This is a genomic window from Shimia biformata (genome assembly GCF_016888515.1).
Classification (GTDB): Bacteria; Pseudomonadota; Alphaproteobacteria; order Rhodobacterales; family Rhodobacteraceae; genus Shimia_A; species Shimia_A biformata.
Window position 1 is genome coordinate 1,484,126 of sequence record NZ_JAFEJK010000001.1, and the last position, 23,336, is coordinate 1,507,461.

The following is a 23,336-nucleotide window of genomic DNA, read 5'->3' on the forward strand; positions in this document are numbered from 1 at the left end:
TCAGTCCTCCATTGCGCTGGTCAGCGCGCGCGCAATCCGGGCGCTGCTTGGAAAATAGTCCCACTCCTGGGCGTGGGGATAAGGGGCGTCCCATCCCGTCACCCGCTGGATCGGGGACCGTAGGTGCCAGAAACAGGCCTCTTGCACCTCGGCCATCAGCTCGGCGCCGAAGCCGCTGGTTCGGGTCGCCTCGTGGACGACGACACAGCGGCCGGTCTTCTCGACCGACGCGACGATGGTTTCAAGGTCAAGCGGCAGCAGCGTGCGCAGGTCGATGATCTCGGCGTCGACGCCGGCTTCTTTGACCGCCGCCTCGGTGACATAGACCATCGTGCCATAGGTCAGAACGGTGACATCCGCCCCGGACCGACGGATCGCGGCCTTGCCCAGCGGCACGGTGTAATGCCCCTCGGGAACCTCGCTGTCGGCGTGATCGGACCAGGGCACCGACTTGCCCGAGTGGTCGCCGTAGAACGGGCCGTTATAGATCCGCTTGGGTTCCATGAAGATCACCGGGTCGGGGTCTTCGATCGCGGCGATCAGAAGCCCCTTGGCGTCATGGGGCGTCGACGGGATCACGACCTTCAGACCGGCGACATGGGTAAACAGCGCCTCGGGGCTCTGGCTGTGGGTCTGGCCACCAAAGATCCCGCCGCCGGTCGGCATGCGCACCACAAGCGGACACGAAAACTGGCCGTTCGAGCGGTGCCGCAACCGGGCCGCTTCCTGGGTGATCTGGTCATAGGCGGGGAACACGTAGTCCGCGAATTGAATCTCGACACAGGGTTTCATGCCCTGCGCCGCCATACCCACGGCAAGCCCCACGATGGCGCTTTCATTGATCGGCGTATCGAACAAGCGTTCCTCGCCGTATTTGGCCTGCAACCCGGCAGTGCAGCGGAACACGCCGCCGAAATAGCCTACGTCCTCGCCGAAGATAATGACGTTCGGGTCGGTGTTCAGCGCGACATCCATCGCGCTGCGCAGCGCTTCGATCATGGTCATGCGCGTCATGTCAGTATCCCATTTCCTGGCGTTGGCGGCGCAGATGCTCGGGCAGGTCGGCATAGACGCCACGGAAGATTTCGGCGGGCGAAATCGGCTTTGGATTGACGAAGGTGCCATGCGCCTCGACCCGCTTCTGGACTTCGGAAACCTTGTCCAGAAGCTCGGCTTCGGCCTGGGTGTGGCGCGCATCGTTCCAGTCGCCGCGCGCGATCATATGCGCCTTCAGGCGCGCGACCGGGTCGCCAAGCGGCCATGCGTCGGCTTCGTTTCGTGCGCGATAGGCCGACGGGTCATCCGAGGTCGAATGCGCCGCAGCGCGATAGGTGAACCACTCGATCAGTGTCGGGCCATACCCGGCGCGCGCCCGCTCAATCGCCCAACGCGATACCGCCAGCACCGCAAGATAGTCGTTGCCATCCACCCGCAATGCCGGAATGCCATAGCCAAGCGCCCGCGCCGCATAGGTTTCGCTTTTGCCGGCGGCGACGCCTGTATAGGTCGAGATCGCCCATTGATTGTTCACGACGTTCAAAACCACCGGCGGCTGGTAGACAGAGGCCGACAGAAGCGCACTGTGAAAATCGTTCGACGCGGTGGCGCCGTCACCGATCCAGCCCGCCGCGATCTTGCCATCTCCCCGCAGCGCACAGGCCATGGCCCAGCCAACCGCCTGCACATATTGCGTGCCAAGGTTGCCCGAGATCGAAAAGAAGCCATAGTCCCGCGCCGAATGCATGATCGGCAGTTGCCGTCCCTGAAGCGGATCAAGCTCGTTCGAATAGAGCTGCCCCATCAGCGATTCAAGCGGATAGTCCGCCGCAACCAGCAGGGTTTGCTGCCGGTAGGTCGGGAAGTTCATGTCGCCCTGTTCCAGCTGGCGCTGAAACCCGCAGCCAATGGCCTCTTCCCCGGTGCATTGCAGGTAGAACGATGTTTTCCCCTGGCGCTGCGCATTCTGAAGCCGCTTGTCGATCGCGCGCATTTTCAGCATGTCGCGCAGACCCAGCTGCAACGTCTCGGCGGGAATATCCCCAAGGTAATCGGCCCAGGGACCAACTGCCTGGTTGTCGTCGTCCAGAACCCGGATCAGACCTACGGCGAAGGGCCAGCAGTCCTTGGCGGTGATGTCGACGGGCGGCACCGGCAGGCTGCCGGCCTCGGGGATGACGATGCCCGAAAAGTCAGGGGCCTGGTCGGGGCGTGACGGCGGGTGCGGAAAGCTCAGCTTGGCGTCAGTCATTGCGCATATTCCCGATTGCGGCGACCCGTTTGCGGCGGCCGGTGCCGGTGCCGGTGCCGGTGCCAGTGCCAGTGCCAGTGCCGGTGCCGGTGCTGGTCGTAGGGGTCGCGGTTTCTGTTTCCGGTTTCATCAGCTGCGCCCCGCAAGAAGGGCGCGCGAGATATTGATGCGCTGCACGTCCGACGTGCCTTCGTAGATTTGGCAGACGCGCACGTCGCGATAGATTTTTTCCACGGGAAAATCAGCAAGGTAGCCATAGCCACCCAAGGTTTGAATCGCATCGGACACAACCCGTTCGGCCATCTGGCTGGCAAAGAGCTTGGCGATCGAGGCCTCGCGCAGGCAGGGGGCGCCGCTGTCTTTCAGCCGTGCCGCGCTGAGAACCAGCTGGCGGGCGGCCTCGACCTGCATGTCCATGTCGGCCAGCCGAAAGGCCACGGCCTGATGCTGGGCAATCGGCTTGCCAAAGGCGACACGGTCCTGCGCATAGGCCACCGCCGCATCCAGCGCGGCCTGCGCCATGCCTACGGATTGAGACGCGATCCCGATGCGCCCGGTTTCAAGCGACGACAACGCAATCGCCAGCCCCTGGCCTTCTTCGCCGATGCGATTGAACGCAGGGACTTCAAGGTTGTCAAAACTCAGGGTGCAGGTGTCGGATGCCTTCTGACCCAGTTTCTTCTCGGGTGCGCCAACCGAAAACCCGGGTGTGCCCGGTTCGATGTAAAAGGCGCTGATGCCTTTCTTGCCCGCATTGTGGTCGGTGACGGCAAAGGCAATCACACCGCCTGCAATCTGCGCCGAGGTGATGAACTGCTTGGACCCGTTCAACACGTATCCGGTATCGGTGCGCGTCGCGCTGCATGTTATCGCGGCGGCGTCGCTGCCGGTGTGGGGTTCGGTCAGGGCAAATGCCCCGATGAACGCGCCGGCGGCGGCGGGCGTCAGCCAACGCTCTTGTTGCGCGTCCGAGGCAAAACGGCTGAGGATTGCGCAGAAGGGTGCGTTATGCACCGACATCATGGTCGACACGGCACCATCCCCGGCGGCAATTTCCATCAGCGCCAGCGCATAGGAAACATAATCGGCACCAATGCCACCCTGGTCCTCGGGCACGGTCATCCCGAGGAACCCCAGCTCGGCCATTTCCCGGATCAACGCGTCCTCGATCCGCCCCGCCGCTTCGCGGGTCAGTGCGCCCGGGGCAACGCGATCGCGTGCAAAGTCGCGGGCAGTTTTCTGGATCAGGGATTGTTCCTCGGTCAGGATGCCGGTCATGTCAGGGCCTTTCGATTGCAATTGAGAGCGCCTCGCCGCCGCCGATGCAGATCGACGCGATGCCGCGTTTCAGCCCGCGGGTTTCAAGGGCGTGCAGAAGTGTCACAACGATACGCGCGCCGGATGCGCCGATCGGGTGACCAAGCGCGCAGGCGCCGCCGTTCACGTTTACGCGGTCCTCGGGGATGTCGAGGTCGCGCATGAACGCCATCGCTACCACTGCAAAGGCCTCGTTGACCTCCCAGAGATCGACGTCCGATGCCGACCAGTTCAACTTGTCCAGCAGTTTGCGCGTGGCAAACACAGGGGCGGTGGTGAACAGGGACGGGGCCTGAGCATGCGCCGCAGTTCCGGCAATCCAGGCGCGGGCGGTCAGGCCGTCAGCCTCGACTTTGTCGCGCGAGGCAAGCACCAGCGCGGCGGCGCCATCGGAAATCGACGACGAACTGGCCGCCGTGACGGTGCCATCGGCCCGGAACGCGGGGCGCAGTTGCGGAATGCGGTCGCGGTCGGCAAGGCCGGGTTGTTCGTCGCGCTCGATCACGCTTTCGCCCTTGCGGGTCTTGAGCCGGACAGGGGCGATTTCGGCGTCGAACCATCCGGCTTCCTGTGCCGCCAGCGCGCGTTCTAGCGAGCGGATGGCAAAACCATCCTGTTCCTGCCGCGTGAACCCGTATGTGTCGGCGCAGTTTTCCGCGAACTGCCCCATCAGCGCGCCGGGCTCATAGGCATCTTCCAGCCCGTCATGGAACATGTGGTCGACAATGGTGCCGTGCCCCAGACGTTTGCCGGATCGCGACGTCGGCACGAAATGCGGCGCGTTGGTCATGCTCTCCATGCCGCCGGCCAGGATGACGTCCGCGTCCCCCGCACCAATGCGGACCGCGCCGTCGATGATCGCCTTCATGCCAGAGCCGCACACTTTGCTGACCGTGGTCGCCGGGACCGACTGCGGAAGCCCCGCCTTCAAAACGGCCTGCCGCGCCGGGGCCTGACCGACACCTGCGGGCAGCACCAGGCCAATCGCGGCTTCGTCAATCGTCTCTGGCTTGATGGCGGCATCCGAGACCGCCGCTGCAATCGCGCTGGCGGCAATCTCCGGGGCCGAGGCCGCACCCATTGCGCCTTGAAACGCGGTGATCGGCGTCCGCCGCGCCGAAAGGATCGCTACTTGTTTCACGTCGGGGGTCCTTTTCACCATTCCGCCTGCACGATACCCCTAATGCTCGGCATATTTTTGTCTGAGTATTTGCTGGTGGACACAAAGTGTGCATGAATGATGCCGTAAATCTGCAAAAGGAGCTTTTCGCATGCTTGATCTGGATGAGGTGGACAAGGCGATTCTGCGGGCAATGCAGAGCGACGGCAGCCTGTCGGTTACTGAAATAGGAGAGCGGGTCGGGTTGTCGCAATCGCCCTGTTCCCGAAGGATCGCCCAGCTTCAGAAAAAAGGCGTCATCACGGGACGGCGGGTCATGCTGAATGCCCGCGAGCTGGGCTTCCAGACCATGGTGATCGTCAGGATCAGGCTGCATAGCCACGAAAAGAAAACGTTGGAAGATTTCCAGAAGGCGGTTCGTGCCATCCCGGAAATCCAGATTGCCCTTTTGGTGCTTGGCGACTTTGATTTCTATCTGCGGATCGTCGTCCGCGACATCGAACATTACCAGCAGCTTTTGCAAAGCAAGCTGGTTGCATTGCCGGGGGTCCGCGAGATGCAGAGTTCGGTCATTCTCGATGTAGTCAAGGACAGCTCGGCCCTGCCGCTGTGAGCCTCTGATCGGGCGGTGTTGCTGCGGATGTCACTGGCGCAGCGCACACGCTTGGCGCGAGGAACGGTTGGGTGTGACAAATATGCTACCCGCGCAGGTTGAGGGCCGGAACGGGTGGGCCCGTCGGTATCAATCCTTGCGGGACGCGGCGCCTTGGTGCTTTCTGTTAGCCATAAAAAACAGACTATTCTCACCGCCCGAAAGCGGCCGATAAGCGTTTCCGCCGCACGGTGGACGGAACTCCGGGTGCGATGTGCGGTGGCAGTTTTGGGGACGGACGATGGCAAGCGCGATTTCAAACGCATTCAAGCGTACGGCTTTGGCAGCAGGTTTTTTGGTTGCGACACTGGGGCCAACCGTCGCCTGGGCGGACGTGCCCGACTTCAGCGCGGTGTTCACACCGGACGAAATCGTCGTCGACGGAACGTCCCAGCTAACCTTCACGATCGACAATAATACACCCGATCCGATTGCCACATTTCTCAACAGTTCGACCCTGCCTGCCGGGATGGTTGTTGCCGTCGGTGGCGCAACCAGCACTTGCGGCGCAGCCATCACCGCCCCTGTGGGCGGATCGAGCATTGCGTTCAGCGGAGAGCGCATCGGCGCCTTTACTACCTGCGACATCAACGTGCCCGTCACCGCGCAGTCCGTGGGAACGTTCAACTTTGTATCCGGGAGCCTTGTGACTTCGAATGGCAATGCGGTCGCGGCAACGGCTGACCTGGATGCCACTGTTTTGTTGCTCGACAGCCTGACCCTGTCGGCCAGCCAGACCACGCTGGATCCGGGCGGGTATTTCACGCTCAGCTACGATTATTCGATCAATTTCGGCGTGGGCTTTTCCAATGCGGTGCTGCAGACGACGCTGCCAGCCGGTCTTGAATTTGCCGATCCTGCCAATATCACCTCGACCTGCGCTGCGACCAATAGCGTGACCGGGGACACGTTCGAACACAGCTATTTCCTGCCGGTGAATACGCTGACCTCCTGTCTGGTCTCGGTCGATGTGCGTGCCGTGTCGCCGGGAACGTATGACCTGGTTCAGACGCTGGAATATACTTCGGTCAATCCGCTGCCGCAGGATAGCATTTCGATCACGGTCAATCCGCTTCCCAGCGCCGACGGCGTCAACCTGATCAAAAGCTTTGACCGCAGCACGGCCTATGGCGGCGACACCACGACGCTGACCTTCACGTTGTTGAACCAGAGCCGCACTGAGGCGGCGACGGATATCGCCTTCAGCGATGATCTGGATGCGTTCCTCAGCGGCACGGTGTCCTTGGGTGTGACGCGCGACACCTGTGGCGGCACGGTATCCGGCAGTTCCACAGTTTCGGTATCCGACGTGTCGCTCGCGCCCGAGTCATCCTGCGAAATCGACGTCAATGTCCAACTGCCCGCGTCGCCGGTCAGTGACACCTATACCAACACGACCAGTACCGTGACCGGGCTGCTGGATGGCAACCCGTTTGCAGGAACGGCGGCCAGTGCGGACCTGATCGTTGCAGCGGCGGATTCCGCGCCGGTCAGCCTGACCAAATCCTACACGGACGACCCGATTATCCCTGGCGGGACCGTCACCGTCGAATATACGGTAACCAACAACGACGGCACCAACGCCGCGACCGCGATCACATTCGATGATCCGATCGGCACGCCCTCGGGCATGTTTCTGACGGGCGGCCCCTATTCGGACATCTGCGGGACCGGCAGTTTTGCTTACCAGATCGACGTTGCCGCGACGCCTCACGTGCGTCTGGAGGCGGGGTCCCTGCCGGCAGGCGGCAGCTGTACCTTCCAGATCACCCTCAGCACCGAGGTCGCCACCGCGCCCGGTTCCTACCCGGTCGAGACCTCGTCGATCTTCGGAACGATCAACGGCATCAGCAAAGAAGGCGCGCCTGCCAGCGATACGCTTGAGGTTCTGGGTGGCGCGAGCCTGAGTTTCTCCAAGGCGTTTTCGGCAGACACGGTTGTCGCGGGACAATCCGTGGACCTGACATTCTCAATCACCAGCGCGCCGGAATCCGCGCAGGTCGCCACTGCGCTGGCGTTCACCGACGATCTTGATGCATTTGTCTCGGGGGCAACGGCAACTGCGGTCACCGCCAACACCTGCGGCGGCACGATGGCCGGAACCTCGGTCCTGAGCTACAGTGGCGGGACCCTCGCGCCGGATGGCACCTGCGAGGTGACGGTGACCGTGGACATCCCGGGTGGCGCGACCGGGGGCAATTACACCAATACTGCGAGCGCTTTGTCAGGACTGACCGGCACTGACCCCGTGGCTGCACCGGCCCCGTCTGACGACTTGACGGTTTACGAGGTGGAACCACTTGCCGTGTCCTCGGTTGTCTCACCCGCGACGGCCCTTCCCGGTGAGACCGTCGAACTCACCTATACGTTCGAAAACCCGGATCCAACCGCCACGAAGACCGTCAATTTCTTTTCGGTCGATGTGGCCGCCGCAATTCCGGGTGCAACGGTCACCTTTGCAGATACGGCCGGTTGCGGTCCTGGCGCCATCGCACTTCCGGCCACTTCAACCAACATATTTTTCTTTGGCATGGAAGTCACGGAAGGGACCCCCTGCGAGGCGTCGGTGACCGTGGTAGTTCCTGCGTCTGCGGCTAATGGCACATATGTTTTCACAACCAGCGCTATCGACACGACTGGTATCGATTTTCCGCCGGAAAACACGCAGCTTGAAATCAATCAGGACATCCTGTTCCTGACGCTGGACTTCGTCGATGCCAACATTGCTGCGGGCGGCAGCGGCACCGCGACCTATACGCTTGAGAACCTGAGTGGCTCCGTGGCGCTGACCAGTGTCGCCTTTGGCCATGATCTGGACGCACAGCTTTCGGGCATGCTGGTAGACTCGGTGGTGTCCAACACCTGCGGGGGCGTCGTTGCAGGAGAAAGCACGTCGATCCTCGGGCTATTGGGGGGCACGCTTGCGGCTTCGGCGTCCTGTGTCGTGACCGTGGAACTGTCCGTGCCGGGCGCAACCCCTGCGGGCCCGGTCGTGTTTACGCCAGGCGCCCCCAGCGCAAGCGCAGGCGTTGCGGTGATCGGGTCGTCTCTGGGCGACACGCTTCAGGTCCTTTCGGCGACACCGCCGACCTTTACCAAGACATTTGTCGGTGGCGCCTATGCCCCCGGAGGGGTGGCGCAAGTCACTTATGAAATCGTGAACAACGATTCCTCTGCCGCGCTGAATTCCCTGACGTTCGCGGACGATCTTGACGCGACGCTGGCCGGGCTTGTCGTGACCGGCGGCACGGGAAGCGGTCTTTGCGGGGCCGGGTCCATCGTCGCGGGCACTAGCGTTGTCAGCCTTTCGGCTGGCAGCCTGCCCGCCGGTGGCAGTTGCCAGTTTACCCTTGATCTGCAACTTCCCGCAGGTGCCGCCGCAGGGGGGTATACCTCGGCTGGTGCGGACCTGTTTGACAACGGCCTTCTGGTCACAACCGGCGTCGCGGGCAGTTTCAGTGTTGAACCCGCGCCCAGCTTCACCAAGGCATTCGTCCCGGCATCGGTGGTGCTTGGCGATGTCTCGACCTTGACCTTCTATATCGACAATTCGGGGTCCTCGCTTGAGGCGAGCAGCCTTGATTTCACAGACAACCTGCCAGCGGGACTTGTCGTTGCGCCGGTGGCAAACGCGGTATCGACATGTATCGGCGGCACGCTGACCGCCGTGCCGGGAAGCGCGGTGGTTTCCTATTCCGGCGGTTCCATCGTGGCAGGAGAGGGGTGTACCCTGTCTGTCTCCACCCGCGCCCTGAGCGCTGGCGCCCTGATCAATACCAGCGGCGACCTGACGTCGAACCTGGGGAATTCGGGCACGGCCAATGCCACGCTAACGGTGACAGCTGCACCGGTCCCCGGGTTTGACAAGTCCTTTGCCACCTCAAGCGTCGCGCTCAACGGCACGACAACGATGACCTGGACGATCGACAACAGCGCCGCCCTGATCGAGGCTACAAGCCTTGATGTCACCGATATCCTTCCCGCGGGCATGATCGTGGCGACACCGGCCAACGCATCGACGACCTGCACGGGCGGGACGCTGACGGCGGCGGACGGGTCCGGCACGGTCTCTTATTCCGGGGGCAGCGTCGTGGTGGGGGCAAGCTGCTCCGTATCGGTTGATGTGCAGGCCACGGGGACGGGCGCGCTGGTGAACACCACCGGGGCGCTGACATCGTCGCTGGGCAATTCCGGCACCGGACAGGCCACGCTGTCGGTTCCGGTGATCGGGATCGACACGCCGATTACCGCTGACAACATTCTTAACGCATCCGAAGCTCCGACGACCACGATTTCCGGCACCACGTCTCAGATCGAGGACGGCCAGACTGTCACCGTGAATGTCAGCGTGACGGGCGGCGGCAGCACCCAGACCACCACCACCGTGTCCGGCGATGCCTGGAGTGTCGTCATGGACCTGTCGGGCCTGGGGGAGGGCGGATTTACCGTCACGGCAGATGCCAGCGACATCAATGGGTCGGCGGCGGAACAGGCATCGGCAACCGGGTCCATAGACCAGATCGCGCCTGATGGGTGGGGCATCGCACTGACACATAGCCAGGTGAACCTGGCAAACCTGACGGCGCAGGGCTTCCAGTTCGCGGGGGCCGAGGTCGGGGCGACCTATGCCTATACTATCACGTCAAGCGGTGGCGGCACGCCGGTCACTGACACTGGCACGGTTACATCCGCGAACCAGACCGTACCCGGGATCGACGTCACCGGGCTGGCGGACGGCACGCTGACTTTCTCGGTCACATTGACCGATGTCGCCGGCAATGAAAGCGCGCCGGAAGAAGACACCGTCGGCAAGGACGCGGACGCACCGGGCCTGTCCTTCGACAGCCCCCTGTTGACCGACGATGTCGTGAATGCGGCCGAGGCGTCCACCGCCCTTGTGTCGGGCACGGCAAGCGGTCTGGAAGACGGACAGGTGGTGTCGGTAGAGGTCACGGACACCGGGTCGGGACTGGTGTCCGGCACGGCCTCGGTCTCGGGCGGGGTCTGGAGTCTGACACTGGATCTCAGTGGTCTTGCGGATGGCACTCTTGACCTGACGGCGGATGCTTCGGATCTGGCGGGCAACCCGGCGGCGCAGGCCACGGCCACTCTTGCCAAGGACGTTCAGGGGCCGACGGCAACGCTGTCCGGGCCGGCCGGACCGCAAAGCGATCCTTTCACGGTCACACTGACCTTTTCAGAAGCGGTCACCGGTTTCGAGCTTGCCGACCTGTCAATTCAGGACGGTGTGGCCAGCGACCTGACCGGCGGCGGAACAAGCTTCAGTTTCCTCGTCACGCCAGACCATGACGGGACCGTGCAGATCGGCCTGCCCGAAGGCGCGGCAGAGGACGCCGAGGCGAACCTGACCCAGGAAGGGCCCGCGATCCTGGTCGAGGTCCATCTGTCCGGCACCCCGAACCCCGATCTTGTCGATAGTGACGGCGACGGCATCTCCGACATCAAGGAAGGCAGCGGCGACCGCGACGGCGACGGTATCCCGAACGCGCAGGACTATGATCCGCAGGGCTATTTCTATTGCGAGGATGACGGACGGATCCTGAGCGGTGGCGGCATCACCGTCACCGGGCCGTCGGGATCGAACAGCAGTGTCGGTATCGCCAATGACATCCAGATCGTGCGTGACGGTTCATCGGGTGAATTCCAGTGGTTCGCGCTGCGGCCGGGAACCTATACGGTCAGCTATTCCTATCCGACCGACCTTGGCGTCGCCAGCACCGCGCGCCTGTCGTCGGGCGCAGTGGACGTGACATCCCTGCTGCCGGACGATCCCGCCGTTCTCGGCTCGACCGAAAGCGGCACGACCGGCTTCCTGGCCGATCCGTCGTTAGCGGCGAACCCGGTGTTTTACGAGAGCTTCACCTTCGAAGCCGGCGACCCCTATGTTCTGGCCAATAACGTGCCACTGACGCAATGCGCCGAGAACCAGGTTTCGGTTGTCGCGTCGGATGACGGCGCCGAGGCCAATGGCGGTACCCCGGACGACATGTCCTTCACGGTTTCCCAGGGCCGGGTCGCCAATATCGACACGGTGATCGACTATGTCCTTACGGGTACGGCGACCTCGGGGGCGGATTTCACTGCCGTTCCCGGATCAATCACCCTTCCGGCAGGCGACACCTCGGCGGTTCTGGATATCGCAGTTCTTGAGGACGTCCTTGTCGAGGGAAGCGAAACGGTCATTCTGACCCTGACGGGCGTGTCCGCGGGGGACGACGCCACGGTCCTCAGCCCGACACCCGCCGAGCTGACCCGAACCGCGACGATTGCTGATGACGACCTGGCCATGATCGCCGTCACAAACGATGATCTCACGGCCTCGGAAAACGGCGAGGATACCGCGCAGATGTCGTTCCATCTGCTGGGGGCTCCGGTCGTGGACGTGGTGCTGCAGTTTGCGGGCGACGGGCAATGTGACGTGTCCCCGGCAACGCTGACCTTCACGACCGCGACATATGACACGCCGCAATCGGTCACCATCACGGCGGTCGACGATGACGAGTTCGAAGGCAGCCACAGCTGTCAGCCGACGGTGACGGTCAGTTCCACCGATGCGCAATTTGCCAGCCTGACCCTGTCCCTGGCATCCGTCGCGGTGACCGATGACCTTGTCGACCAGATCCGTGACCAGTTGGCCGAGGTCCTGGAGAACGATCTTGAAGCAGCGGTGCGCACCCAGCAGCGGTTCTTCAACCGGATGGCCAAAGGCGCGTTGCGGCGGCTGAAGGATGGGGTGGAACACCTGGGGTGCGGTCCGGTCGAAGAATTCGACGTAGACGGCAGCCTCAGTATCGAAGGCAGCCAGGGTCAGTCCTCCGGCACTTTCGGATCGGATTTCTACAATTGCCTGACCGGACAGCGCCAGATCCTCGACGGAAGTTTCTCGCTCAGCCGCTCCGACGACATGGGGACGCAGCTCATGCTTCAGTTCGCAGCACAGAATGAGCGGTTCCACACCGCGTCCGACCTGCGCGGCTGGTTCTGGGGGGGCTATGGCAGCCGCACCAACGCGGACGGTCCGGCCGATGGCTCGATCAATGGGCTGGGTGTCAACGGCGGCATTTATGGCGCACGCGAAATGGGGCAGGGTCTGTTCCTTGACTACTATGCCGCGGGCGGGGTCGGGCACCATCGCTTCGACCTGACCTTTGCCGGAGCGCCAGACGATATCGGGGCATCGGGGCACTACAATTACGGGGCCGTCTATGCCGGTGCGTCCGTCTCGGGGCAGACGCAGCTGAACGCCATGACACTCAGCCCCCGGGTTGGGGTCGATGTCGCCTTTGCTGCGGCCAGCGACGCTTCGGTCACCGTTCAGCAGCTTGCCAACGCGGATACCGGATCGATCGACATCCGCAACTACAACGGTGGCCGCCTGTTCGCCGAGGTCGAGTTCGCGCAGGATCGCAGCCTGACGGGTGTCGGCGCCAAGACGCCCAGCACAAGGATTCGCTTCGCTCCGCGTGTGGCCTGCGAATTGTCCTCGTATGACGGCACCACGGCCTGCGGGTTCGGCCTGGCTTTCGCAAATGAGATCAGCAATCCGTTGACCGGCCTGACCTATGGGTTCGAACTGGATTACGAGCAACTGGACGATGTCGACCGGTTCAGCCTCGATCTCGTGCGGCGGCGCGAGTTCGCAAATGGCCGCGGCTCGGTTGTCACCCGCTTCTCGGCACCGTCGACCGAGGAACTGCGGCTTGAACACAGCATCGGGTTGGACTTCTGACCCGGTAAGCCACAAGGCGCATGGTTAAAAAAACTCGGACCGGCCCGCATGTTGCGGGCCGGTCCGGTGTTTTTCATCAGGTGTCAGCGGCGGTCGGGGGCCACGGCCCCGCCAAAGCGCGGGGCGTGACGGCTAGCGGATGAACTGATCGACGTAATCGGCCCCAAGGCCAACCGCTTCATAATGCGCGCGACACATGTCGATCTTGGTAAAGACATCCTCGAACCCGATGCCCTTGCCCCAGGGATCCACGTAATACATCACTCCGTTGACCTGGAAGAGGGTGATCATTTCCTCGACGTCGTCCGGCACGACAAGCGTGTGGGTTTCGCCCGGCGGCTCATAGACATAGCCGCCTTCGACAGCTTCCCAGTCATGCTCTAGATAATGCCACCGCCCCTTCAACACCCAGCCATGCACCCCCTGCGGATGTCGGTGCCGGGACAGGACGCCGGACTTGCGGACCCGCAATAGGTTCATCCAGTAGCCCTGGCTGCGGTTCAGGCAAAGTGGCCGGAAATGCACGTTTTCCGCCTGCGGCACCCAAACCCGTTCGTCGTCGGGTATGCCGTCGGGGATCACGATATCGCTCAGCGCTTCGGCGGGATTTGCCAACTGGTACGGCATCCGTGGGTTTTCGTCTTTGGCTTCTAAGGGCATGTGTGGTCTCCTGGTTCATGAAAACAAGACTGCGCGTCGGCGGCAGTTGCGGGGAAGGGCCGGGGCGATGGATCAGGTCCGTGCCACCCCGAGCCGATAGACATGGTCCGCGGTACGCCAGAACAGGGCCTCCTGTTCGTCATCCGACAGGTCGGCGACCACGGTTTCGAAAGTCTGATACAGCGCATCAAAGCTGCTATAGGCCTTGTCGACGGGGAAATTGCTGGCGAACATGGCGCGGTCGGGGCCGAATATCTCGATCAGGTCGCGGATCATCGGGCGCATCGAGTCCACGGTCCAGGACCAGTCCGTCTGACCCAGCCCCGACACTTTCATCACCACGTTTTCACGCCGTGCCAGATCGCGCAGGCCCGACCGCCAGTGCGCCAGCCCCTCGGCTGATCGGTCAAATGGCATGGCGCCGTGGTTCAAGATGATTTGGCAGTCCGGAAAATCTGACGCCAGGTCGGCCGCATCTGCCAGCTGGTGGGGATAGATCATCATGTCAAAGGACAGTCCCCGGCGCGACAGCGCGGCGAACCCGGTGCGCCACTGCGGGTCGCGCATCAGGTCGCCGCGCTGAACAAAGCGGAAGTCGGGATTGTCATGGTGGCACAGGATCTGCCGGATGCCCTTGACGAAATCGCCATGCGCCATGTGCCCGTCCAGCGTGCGGTCAAGATCCGCACTTTCCAGCGCCGCATATGCCACCACCGCATCGGGCCCGCCCTGGTCCTGCCGCAACCGGGCAAGCCATGCTGTTTCGTCAACGGCAAATGGCCGGTCGTAATCCGCTTCGATGTGAACCGAGGCCAGCAGGTGATAGGACCCGGTGTCGGCCCGGTAGTCGTCAAGAACATAGTCCGACGCAATGCTTTCAATGTTGCCGCCGACACCCACATGCATCGGCTTGCGCAACCATGGATACATGTCGCCTTTCAGGGTCCAAAGATGGTGGTGGGGATCGATGATGTCCCGTTTGCTCATTTTCTGCTCCTTCGGGATGACGTGATTGGTTGGGGGCTTTGGTCGGCGACGGGGGAAGTCACCCGGTCAGAGCGTGGTGATCGAATTTGCGCCACTCACCGGCGGGCAGGGGCCGGGACAGGTCGTCAAGGTTGGCGCGCAGCTTTTCTACGGTGTCGGTTCCAAGCAGCAGGCTGGCGACAGAAGGCTCCTGCAAGGGGAACTGCAACGCGGCGCGGGGCAAGGGGTATCGGCCGTGCGCGGCTATGTCCTGCATGGCTCTGACCCGTGCCTTGATGTCTTGCGGGGCGGGGCCGTAGTCGAAAAACGCCCCGTCCACGGCGCCGGTGGCAAGGATGCCCGAGTTGAATACCCCGCCCGCGATGATGGACACATTGCGCGCCCGGCACAGCGGCAGCAAACGCGCCGCGGCCGTCCGGTCCAGCAGGGTGTGGCGACCAGCCAACAGGATGCAGTCCAGGTCGGTCTGTTTCAGGATCTCAAGGCAGATGTCGACCTCGTTGACCCCGATGCCCCAGGCCTTGATTGCGCCTGCCGATTTCAACTCTTCGAGTGCCCGGAAGCCGCCGTTGCGAAGCTGCGCCATGTGATGGCTGTTTTTGTCCGGGCCATGGGTCAGCTGGCCGATGTCATGCACAAAGGCGATGTCAATCTTGGTCAGCCCAAGCCGGGCATAGCTGTCTTCGATCGACCGCATGATCCCGTCATAGGAATAGTCGAATTCGACCCCGAATTTCAGCGCCTTGACGAAATCCACGAGGTCCGAAGCCTCGCCGGGGGTGGGCTTCAGCAGCCGCCCCACCTTGGTTGACAGAACCCAGTCGGCCTGATCCTTGCCCTGCAGGAAATCTCCAAGGCGGCGTTCTGCCAGGCCATAACCGTAAAAGGGGGCGGTATCGAAATAGCGGATGCCGTTTTGCCAGGCGCATTCCAGAACCTGCATTGCCCGATCGCGCGGGCATTCGGTGTAAAGCCCCCCAAGTGGCCCGGTGCCCAGCCCGATCTGCGAAACCGCGACCCGGTTTTGTGCAAAGCTGTTGAATTTCACGTTTGATCTCCCCTGTCAGGCCGAAGCCGCCTGCGCCTGCCGCAGCTCGTCGGTGGAATGGTGGATATGTTCCATCACGGACTGGCTCATGGCCTTGTAGTCGCGCGTGTTCGCAACCGCGCCCTTAAGGATGAATTCGTCCATCACAAGAATGCGGTCCGCGAGCGAGATCATCTCGGGCAGGTCGCTGGTGATCAGCAGAACCGCTGTTCCGTCGTCTGCCAGCTCTCGCAGCAACTGGTGCAGATAGGCCTTGCTCTTGACGTCGATCCCGACCGTTGGTTCGTCCACGATCAGCACGTCAACCCCGGCCGCCAGCCATTTGGCCATCGCGATTTTCTGCTGGTTTCCCCCTGACAGGTTTCCGACCTTCTGATGAAGGGACGGGGTCTTGACGGCCAGCCGATCCAGAAACGGCACGGTCCGCATCCTGACGCCCGACCGTGACAGCCAGCCCAGCCGGTTCGCCGATCGTCGCCAGATCGTGATGCCGGCATTCTCAAGGACCGAGTGGTCCAGGATCAGCCCCTCGTCCTTGCGGTTTTCGCTGACATAGCCGATCCGGTGGCGGTGCAACGCATCCGTCGGGCTGGTGATGGTGACGGGCGCGCCATCGCGCAGAATTTCGCCGCCCGTAAGCGCGCCAAGCCCCATGATGGTCTTGGCAAGCTCGGTGCGTCCCGCGCCGATCAGACCATAAAGCCCGACGATCTCGCCCCGGCGCACGTCGAGCGACACGTTGCGATGGCCGAAACTGGTGGACAGGTCGCGCAGCTCAAGCGCCACGGACTGCGCTGAGGCCTGCCGACGGCGCGCTTCGGGGATGGTTTCGTCCCGTCCGATCATCAGGCGGATCAGATCCTTGCGCTGCAGATCACGCATCGGGATGTTCTCACCCGCGTTGACGCCGTCGCGCAGAACGCTGACCGTGTCGCAGATTTCCTGCACCTCTTCCAGCTTGTGGCTGACGAACATCATGCTGACGCCGTCGGCGCGCAACCGGTGCAGCACGTCAAACAGAGCCTGGGATTCGGTTGGCGTCAGTGACGCGGTGGGTTCGTCCAGCAACAGCACACGGGTCCGCTGTGACAGGGCCTTGGCGATCTCGACCATCTGCATCTGAGCGACGCTCAGCCGCGAAACCTGGATTGCGGGGTCGATCGACAGACCCAGCATGTCCAGCCAGGGTTCCGCCAATTCGTTCAGTCTGCGAAAGTCGATGGGTTTCAGCGGGTCGATCGTGGTCTGGCCCATGGCCATGTTCTCGGCCACCGAAAACCGCGGGATCAGGTTGCGTTCCTGATGCACCACGCCGACACCCGCGGCAATCGCGTCATGCGGGCGGTTGAAGTGCACCTCTTGCGCGCCGGCAAAAAGCTGTCCCTCGTCCGGGCGGTAAACCCCGGTGATGAGCTTGATCAAGGTCGACTTCCCGGCGCCATTTTCGCCCAGAAGCGCGTGGATTGACCCGCTGCGCATCTGGATCGAGACGTTTTGCAGCGCCTTCACACCGGGAAAAAACTTGCTGACAGAGCGTGTTTCGAAAGCAATTTCGGTCATTGGTCACTCCTGCGGGGCGCGCTGCAAGCGCAGATCGCGCAATTGATTTGCCCCGACCGCGGCAAGGATCATCAGCCCCAAAACCACCTGGACGAAGAACGGGTCGATGTGGAACAGCACAAGCGCCTGCGTGATCTGGGCCACGATCAGCACGCCGAACACGGTTGCAACGGTGCTGACATGGCCGCCGGACAGGATTGCGCCACCGATAATCGGCGCGGCAAAGGACATGATCAGCCAGTCATCGCCAATGGTCGGTTGGCCCAGTTGCAACCGCGCCACCAGAAGAATCCCGGCCGATGCCGCCAGCACTCCCGACAGGCAATGTGCAACAATTACGGTGCGGGTGATGGATATGCCCGACAGCTCGGCTGAATGTGCATTTCCGCCCACGGCCAGCAGCCATCGCCCGACCGGGATCCGGTTGAAGAAAACCACCATCAGAACAACGATCACCGCAGCCGGTACGAGGATGATCGGAAACGGACCGAACAGGGTTTCATTGCCAAATGACTTCACGGCGTCGGGAATTTCATAGAACGGCTGCGCCTGGGTGATGGCAAGGTTCAGCCCTTTGAAGATCGACAGGGTGGCAAGTGTGATGACAAAGGCCGAAATGCCGGTCATCCCGATCAGCACCCCGTTGAACAGCCCCCCCGCCAGCCCGACACCCAGCGCCAGCGCTCCGGCAAGCGCGGGCGGCAGGCCAAAGACCTCCATCAGACCGGCAAACACCACCGCGGCCAGCCCGCCTAGCGCACCGACCGACAGGTTCATCTGGCCAATGGCGATGATGACCATCTGCGACAGCGCGATCAGGACATTGATCGACACGGCCTCTAGCAGGACCTGCAGGTTGAACGTCGCCAGAAAAGCGGGGTTGAACAGGCTGATGAGGAGGCCAATCGTCAGCGCCACCAGCATCGGGGTCGCCCAGTCGGATTGAAACAGGTTGCGTGTCATTGTTTGGCTCTCCGTTCGAGATAGTTGCGCCGTGCCAGATCCAGCAGCACCGCAAGCAACAGCACCGCGCCAAGACAGGCCTGCAGCCAGAATTCGCCGATTTGCATTAGAAGCAGCCCGTTGCTGAGAACGGTGACCAGCACCGCGCCCAGAAACGCGCCGATGACCGAAATCTTGCCGCCGGTCAGCACGGCTCCGCCAAGCACCGGGCCAAGGAAGGCGATCAGAAGCCAGTCCTGCCCAAGGTTGCCGGCCATCGACGGGATGGCGGCTCCGTTGCGGGCGACAAGCAGCAGTGCGGCAATAGCGGCAAGCCCGCCCGAGATCGCGTGGGCCAGAACGATCATGCGCCCAACCCGGACGCCCGACAGCCTTGCCGCCTCCGGGCGTGCGCCCGCCGCCAGCATTTCCTTGCCGATGCGGGTATTGCCATAAAGCACGATCAGGGCGGCGGTGACGATCAGGGTCGGACCCATGGCCGCAGAGATCCCCATCACCTTCATCCGGCCAAAGCTGACGAAATCAGCCGGGATACCCCGATAGGTCTGGGCCTGGGTGAGAAAGATCATGATGCCGAAAAACAGGCTCATGGTGGCCAGCGTCACGATGAAACTATGCAGCCCGGTCTTGACCTCGATCACGCCATTGATCGCGCCCAAGGCGGCCCCGACCGCGATCGCCAGCAAAAGCGCCAGCGGCCAGGGCAGGCCGATTTCCTGCAACAGCCAACCGCATGTCATCGCCGCACATGCGCCGATCGCGCCCACCGCAAGGCTGAGACCGCCGGTCGCGATCACCGCCATCATGGAAAACCCGATCATGATATTGATCGCTGCGGCCCGGCTCATCGCGGCGATATTGAATGATGACAGAAAGCCTGACGAGACAGAGTAAAACAGCCCGCCAAAGAGGACGATCAGCAGGAACAGGCCAAATTCGCTGGACAGAAGCACCCCCTTCAGGTCGGGCATCCTGACGGATCTGTCTGGCTGTGTGGTGACTAGGGACATGGATTTATCCTGGTTTGGAGGCCAGCCGCCTTGCGGTGCAGGGCGGCGGTCCATCCGGTTCGCGGTGTGAATGGCGGGCACCCATCGGCGCCCACCACCCCGGCGTTCAGTTGCAACTCAGGAAGTCGGTCTCGACGCGTTGCAACAGCTCGGCGGTCAGGGCCTTGTCCACTTCGGCGCGGGTCTCGACATTGCTGGCGTTGATGTAAGGCGCCCCAGAGTCGATGAACCGCGAGGTCAGCGGGTGGTCCCCGAACGGCGCGGCATCACTGACCTTGCACCCGTTGCGCAGTTTGTCCGCGGCAAAGGCCGCGACATAGGCCTGTCCATAGGGGTTCTGCAGCATCGAACCGACCACATACCCGTCCCTGATTGCATCCATGACCACCTCGTCGTGATCGATTGCGATCATCTTGATCCGTTTGTCCCCGATACGGCGCATGGCATTCGAGGCGACAACGGCAGGAACCCAGGCCGTGGTAATGACGCCGTCGATCTCCGAGCCATGTGCGGCAAGATAGGCACCGATCTTTTCCTCAGCCGGTTCTGGCGCATCAATATCCGCGATGACCTGGACGATCTCGACCCCGGCCTCTGCCGCGGCCCGCGCGACGCCATCAATGCGCAGCTGGGTATTCGGTTCGACCAGCCAGCCGGTGAAATGCGCGATCTTCTTCGGGCCCGGACCCATCGCTTCGATCAGGTGTTTGGTGCCATGATAGGCCGAGACACCCGCGTCCGAGGCAAGGCAGAAGGCCACGTCAGACGGGTCGTTCACGCAAGCCGAAACCGCGATCACCGGCGCGCCCGTGCCGACCAGTTCATTCAGCGTCGGAACGCTGCCGACCGGGTCACCGGGGTGAATGGCAAAGGCGTTGTAGCCCTGTGTCACCAGGCTTTCGAGCAGGTCGTTCTGCAGGTTCAGTTCCCATTTCTGCGGGAATTTGTAATCCGCGGCACCCAGACCAAAGTCCTGTTGCGCGGCCACGGATGCAGGTCCCCAGTCGGCAAAGAACGGGTGTGGTCCGCCCGGCACATGCGCGACCTTGGTCTCGGCCTGAGCAGCCATGGCAAGTGCGGCCAGAACAGCGGCACCGGTCAGGGTAGATGTAATACGGTTCATGTTTCTCCTCCAGGTGATGGCTTGTGTGTCCCGCCGCCCCAGCCATCAATTGCGCGACGAGTGGTTTGTGGAACGCCCCTGGGTCAGGCCGGCTGGCCAAGCCCAAAGGCGGTTCCAAGTTCATTGGTCTTCAACAGCCCGGACCTCAGCGCGTCGCGGGTCAGGGCGGGCCGCATGTTGGCGGCATATGTGTGGGCCAGGGTAGGGGCGATCATCCGGTCGAGGTCGGCTTCGGAGATGACACCCTCATAGCCGAGGTCGGCAAAAGTCGTCGGCAGGCCAACATGCACCAGCACCGTCAGCAGCTGATCGATTTCCTGTTGCGACCGGCCCTCAACCACCGTCTGCACCAGCGCGCCAAAGGCCACCATTTCTCCGTGCAGGTTCCGGCTTGTTGCCGGGATCGAGGTGATGCCGCGGATCAGGGCATGCGCCAGCGACAACCCGCCATTTTCAAATCCCAGCCCGCTGAGCAGAACCGTGGCTTCGACCAGGTCTTCCACTTCGGCGGTGATATCCTGACGGCAGACCGAGTCGAATGCCCCGGTCGCATGGCGCAGGATGATCTGATAGCACTGGTCGGCCAGCATCACTGCCGTTGCCGATGGCGGGGTGCCAAAGAAGTTGACCCCACCCGAGGCGGCGCATTGCCGGGCCTCCAGGCTTTTGCTGATGGCGTCGCCGATCCCGGCCGCGAAAAAGCGCGGCGGGGCAGCGACGATGATCCGGGTGTCGACCAGAACGGCCATCGGGTTGAGCGTCAGAAAGTCGATACGGGCCGGTTTGCTGCTGGTGTCGTTGATCACGATCAGCCGGCTGGTCGGGGCGTCGTTCGAGGCCACGGTTGGCGCAATGACAACCGGAATGCCAAGATTGGCAGCGGCGGCCTTTGCCGCGTCAACGGTCTTGCCGCCACCCAAACCCAGAACGACGTCTGGCCGGTGCTGGCCGATCCTGTGATTGCAGTCGGACACTGTTTCCAGGTTGATCTCACCGGGGAAGCGGATCACGCCAGAGTCATGTCCCGCCGCATCCAGCGATTGCAGCAAGCCGGGCAGGGCGACCTTGTGGACCGTGTCGTCGCAAAGCAGCGCAGGACGACTGAACCCCAACTCGCCAAGCAATTGCCCTGCCTGTTCCAAAGCGCCGGGGCCCTGCATGTATCGGGACGGGAAACCCATGGTTTTCAACATGTCAGACGCCACCCGATTTCGTGCTGTTGGCGGTCAGGCAGTCTGGGTCAAAGGCCGGTACGATGCGTATATCGCGCTTGACCGTGCCGCCAAGCTTGTCCAGCGCGGCCAGGTATCCGGGGTCCTCGTAAAGCGCCAGCGCGTCTTCAAGCGAGTCCCATTCAAGCAGCGTCACGCGTGCTTTCAGCCCCGCTTCGTAGGTCGCAACCGGTTCGCCGCGCGACAGGTAGCGGGCACCGGCGGCCAGGACTGCCGGTGCAGCAAGGGCGGCATAGGCCTGCAAGGCCGCTTCATCCTGAATCTCGTCGTAAAACGCGATTGTGTAGATCTTGCCGGTCAAGTTTTCCTCCTGTCATTGGCGTCCCCCTGTCGGTCACGGGGAATCGGTGTGTGACCAATCGATAGCCGTCAAAAATGGATCTTGTCAACAAAAACCAATTTGAAAAGTCGTCAGGCTGAAATGTCCACGTTCTGTTGTGAAACGATGATCCGGCCCCTATAAATTTTCGGGACATCACGGTCGGAGCAATTGTGTTGCAGGCAAAGGAACAACCCCAAAACCTGGTTTCCAAAACCCATGCGTTGCTGGAAAAATCCATAAAAGACGGACGGTTGAACCCGGGTCGGGTGATTGTTGAATCCTCGATCGCGAAGTTGATTGGCGCCAGCCGGACGCCGGTAAAGGCCGCGATAGCGCAGCTGCATGAAGAGGGGCTTCTGACCCGTTTCGCAGGCCGGGGATTCATCGTTCGCACGCAGAATGACGCCATTGATCGCCGCCCGATCACGGCGGAAACCCTTGGTCTCAGCTCCAGCGAAGCGGGCGCGCTGAAGGTGCGGTCGTCGGAAAAGCTCTATGAAGAGGTCGAACCGCAACTCGTGCGCTGCGCTATTCGCGGCCAGCTTCGGATCAATGAATCGGACGCCGCCCAGCACTATGGCGTGGGCCGGACCGTGATGCACGAAGTCCTGCTTCAGGCCCAGGCCAACGGCCTTGTCATCCGCGACGAAAGCTCGCGTTGGCACACGGTCGCGCTGGACGAAGACCGCATCGCCGCCCTCTATCAGCTTCGCATGCTGCTGGAACCCGAGGCGCTTGCCCTGGCCTGTTCGACAATCCCGGTGGCGAAGCTCGACAGGATGTCAGATGACCTGGCCAAGGCCATGGCAAACTACCCGAACGTCGCGCCTGCCATGCTGTTCCGGATGGAGGACGATCTGCACATCAGCTGCGTCAATGATTGCCCGAACGCCGAAATTTCCGAATCCCTGCGCAGAACGAACTGTCTACACCTCGTTAGCCGCTATGTCCTCGGCAACGAGGTCGACCTTCCTGCAGACGAGCCGTTTTTCGAGGAACACCAGAACATCGTGTCCGCCCTGCGCGGCAACCAACCGGATGAGGCCAAGCGCTTCGCACTCGACCACCTGCAAATCGCAATGCCGAAGGTGATCAACCGCGTCCAGCTCGCCAGAAACGCCTTGCCACCGCTCGACCTGCCATTTGTCGACGGCACCTGAACACAAACCAAAACGCACCCGTTGCCCAAGAGCGACATAGACTGACAACACAGGGAAAAGATGAGGCGGAAGTGGTGCCCGGGGGCGGAATCACAATGTGATCCGATGCACTTAGGTCTGAACATTGAATGATTATTTTCAGCAACTTAACAACATATCGCGTAAGATTTTCGTAGGCATTAGC

General features: G+C 62.3%; 17 protein-coding genes. 3 read left to right on the forward strand and 14 right to left on the reverse strand.

Annotation, left to right across the window (positions count from 1 at the left end):
• From JQ863_RS07220 to JQ863_RS07240, 5 genes are read right to left on the reverse strand one after another with little or no spacing between them, the layout of a single operon-like run.
• Positions 1 to 1,014, reverse strand: coding sequence for an alpha-ketoacid dehydrogenase subunit beta (locus tag JQ863_RS07220; RefSeq protein WP_204113619.1), 1,014 nt, complete (start codon positions 1,012 to 1,014; stop codon positions 1 to 3).
• A gap of 1 nt (position 1,015) precedes the next feature.
• Positions 1,016 to 2,248, reverse strand: a complete 1,233-nt coding sequence (locus JQ863_RS07225) for a thiamine pyrophosphate-dependent dehydrogenase E1 component subunit alpha (protein ID WP_204113620.1) — start codon at positions 2,246 to 2,248, stop codon at positions 1,016 to 1,018.
• Positions 2,241 to 2,378, reverse strand: a complete 138-nt coding sequence (locus JQ863_RS07230) for a hypothetical protein (RefSeq protein ID WP_204113621.1) — start codon at positions 2,376 to 2,378, stop codon at positions 2,241 to 2,243. Before JQ863_RS07230 ends, JQ863_RS07225 begins: the two co-directional genes overlap by 8 nt.
• Positions 2,378 to 3,526 carry an acyl-CoA dehydrogenase family protein gene (locus JQ863_RS07235; protein WP_204113622.1) on the reverse strand — a complete coding sequence of 383 codons (1,149 nt, stop codon included), beginning with the start codon at positions 3,524 to 3,526 and terminating at the stop codon, positions 2,378 to 2,380. The genes JQ863_RS07230 and JQ863_RS07235 overlap by 1 nt, the downstream gene beginning before the upstream one ends.
• A 1-nt stretch (position 3,527) precedes the next feature.
• Entirely contained in the window at positions 3,528 to 4,706 is a 1,179-nt protein-coding gene (locus JQ863_RS07240) for an acetyl-CoA C-acyltransferase (RefSeq protein ID WP_204113623.1), read from the reverse strand.
• Positions 4,707 to 4,836: 130 nt separating this feature from the next.
• Here JQ863_RS07240 and JQ863_RS07245 point away from each other — a divergent pair, with 130 nt between their 5' ends.
• Both JQ863_RS07245 and JQ863_RS07250 read left to right on the forward strand, forming a co-directional pair.
• Positions 4,837 to 5,298, forward strand: coding sequence for an Lrp/AsnC family transcriptional regulator (locus tag JQ863_RS07245; RefSeq protein WP_204113624.1), 462 nt, complete (start codon positions 4,837 to 4,839; stop codon positions 5,296 to 5,298).
• Between the two features lie 334 nt (positions 5,299 to 5,632).
• Positions 5,633 to 13,087: a beta strand repeat-containing protein gene (locus tag JQ863_RS07250; protein ID WP_204113625.1), complete on the forward strand. Its 7,455-nt coding sequence runs from the start codon at positions 5,633 to 5,635 to the stop codon at positions 13,085 to 13,087.
• A 132-nt stretch (positions 13,088 to 13,219) separates the two neighbouring features.
• On the opposite strand, the gene JQ863_RS07255 is transcribed toward JQ863_RS07250, so the two are convergent.
• The 9 genes from JQ863_RS07255 to JQ863_RS07295 all read right to left on the reverse strand — a co-directional run bounded on the left by JQ863_RS07255 (position 13,220) and on the right by JQ863_RS07295 (position 21,971).
• Complete coding sequence (locus JQ863_RS07255; RefSeq protein ID WP_239113228.1) at positions 13,220 to 13,747, reverse strand: 2,4'-dihydroxyacetophenone dioxygenase family protein; 528 nt, start codon at positions 13,745 to 13,747, stop codon at positions 13,220 to 13,222.
• Positions 13,748 to 13,819: 72 nt separating this feature from the next.
• Positions 13,820 to 14,734, reverse strand: a complete 915-nt coding sequence (locus JQ863_RS07260; RefSeq protein WP_204113626.1) for an amidohydrolase family protein — start codon at positions 14,732 to 14,734, stop codon at positions 13,820 to 13,822.
• A 58-nt stretch (positions 14,735 to 14,792) separates the two neighbouring features.
• Positions 14,793 to 15,782 carry an aldo/keto reductase gene (locus JQ863_RS07265; protein WP_204113627.1) on the reverse strand — a complete coding sequence of 330 codons (990 nt, stop codon included), beginning with the start codon at positions 15,780 to 15,782 and terminating at the stop codon, positions 14,793 to 14,795.
• Positions 15,783 to 15,797: 15 nt separating this feature from the next.
• Positions 15,798 to 17,342: a sugar ABC transporter ATP-binding protein gene (locus JQ863_RS07270; protein ID WP_204113628.1), complete on the reverse strand. Its 1,545-nt coding sequence runs from the start codon at positions 17,340 to 17,342 to the stop codon at positions 15,798 to 15,800.
• Positions 17,343 to 17,345: 3 nt separating this feature from the next.
• The gene (locus tag JQ863_RS07275) at positions 17,346 to 18,305 is read right to left on the reverse strand and encodes an ABC transporter permease (RefSeq protein WP_204113629.1); all 960 of its coding nucleotides are present in this window, start codon (positions 18,303 to 18,305) and stop codon (positions 17,346 to 17,348) included.
• Positions 18,302 to 19,315 carry an ABC transporter permease gene (locus JQ863_RS07280; protein ID WP_204113630.1) on the reverse strand — a complete coding sequence of 338 codons (1,014 nt, stop codon included), beginning with the start codon at positions 19,313 to 19,315 and terminating at the stop codon, positions 18,302 to 18,304. Before JQ863_RS07280 ends, JQ863_RS07275 begins: the two co-directional genes overlap by 4 nt.
• Positions 19,316 to 19,421: 106 nt before the next feature.
• Entirely contained in the window at positions 19,422 to 20,438 is a 1,017-nt protein-coding gene (locus JQ863_RS07285) for a sugar ABC transporter substrate-binding protein (protein ID WP_204113631.1), read from the reverse strand.
• An 83-nt stretch (positions 20,439 to 20,521) separates the two neighbouring features.
• On the reverse strand, positions 20,522 to 21,631 hold the full coding sequence (locus JQ863_RS07290; protein ID WP_204113632.1) for a glycerol dehydrogenase: 1,110 nt from the start codon (positions 21,629 to 21,631) through the stop codon (positions 20,522 to 20,524).
• A gap of 1 nt (position 21,632) precedes the next feature.
• Positions 21,633 to 21,971, reverse strand: coding sequence for a DUF1330 domain-containing protein (locus tag JQ863_RS07295; RefSeq protein ID WP_204113633.1), 339 nt, complete (start codon positions 21,969 to 21,971; stop codon positions 21,633 to 21,635).
• 191 nt (positions 21,972 to 22,162) lie between these two features.
• Between JQ863_RS07295 and JQ863_RS07300 the strand changes: the two genes are divergently transcribed.
• Positions 22,163 to 23,152, forward strand: a complete 990-nt coding sequence (locus JQ863_RS07300; protein ID WP_338055500.1) for a GntR family transcriptional regulator — start codon at positions 22,163 to 22,165, stop codon at positions 23,150 to 23,152.
• The last annotated feature ends 184 nt before the right edge of the window (positions 23,153 to 23,336 follow it).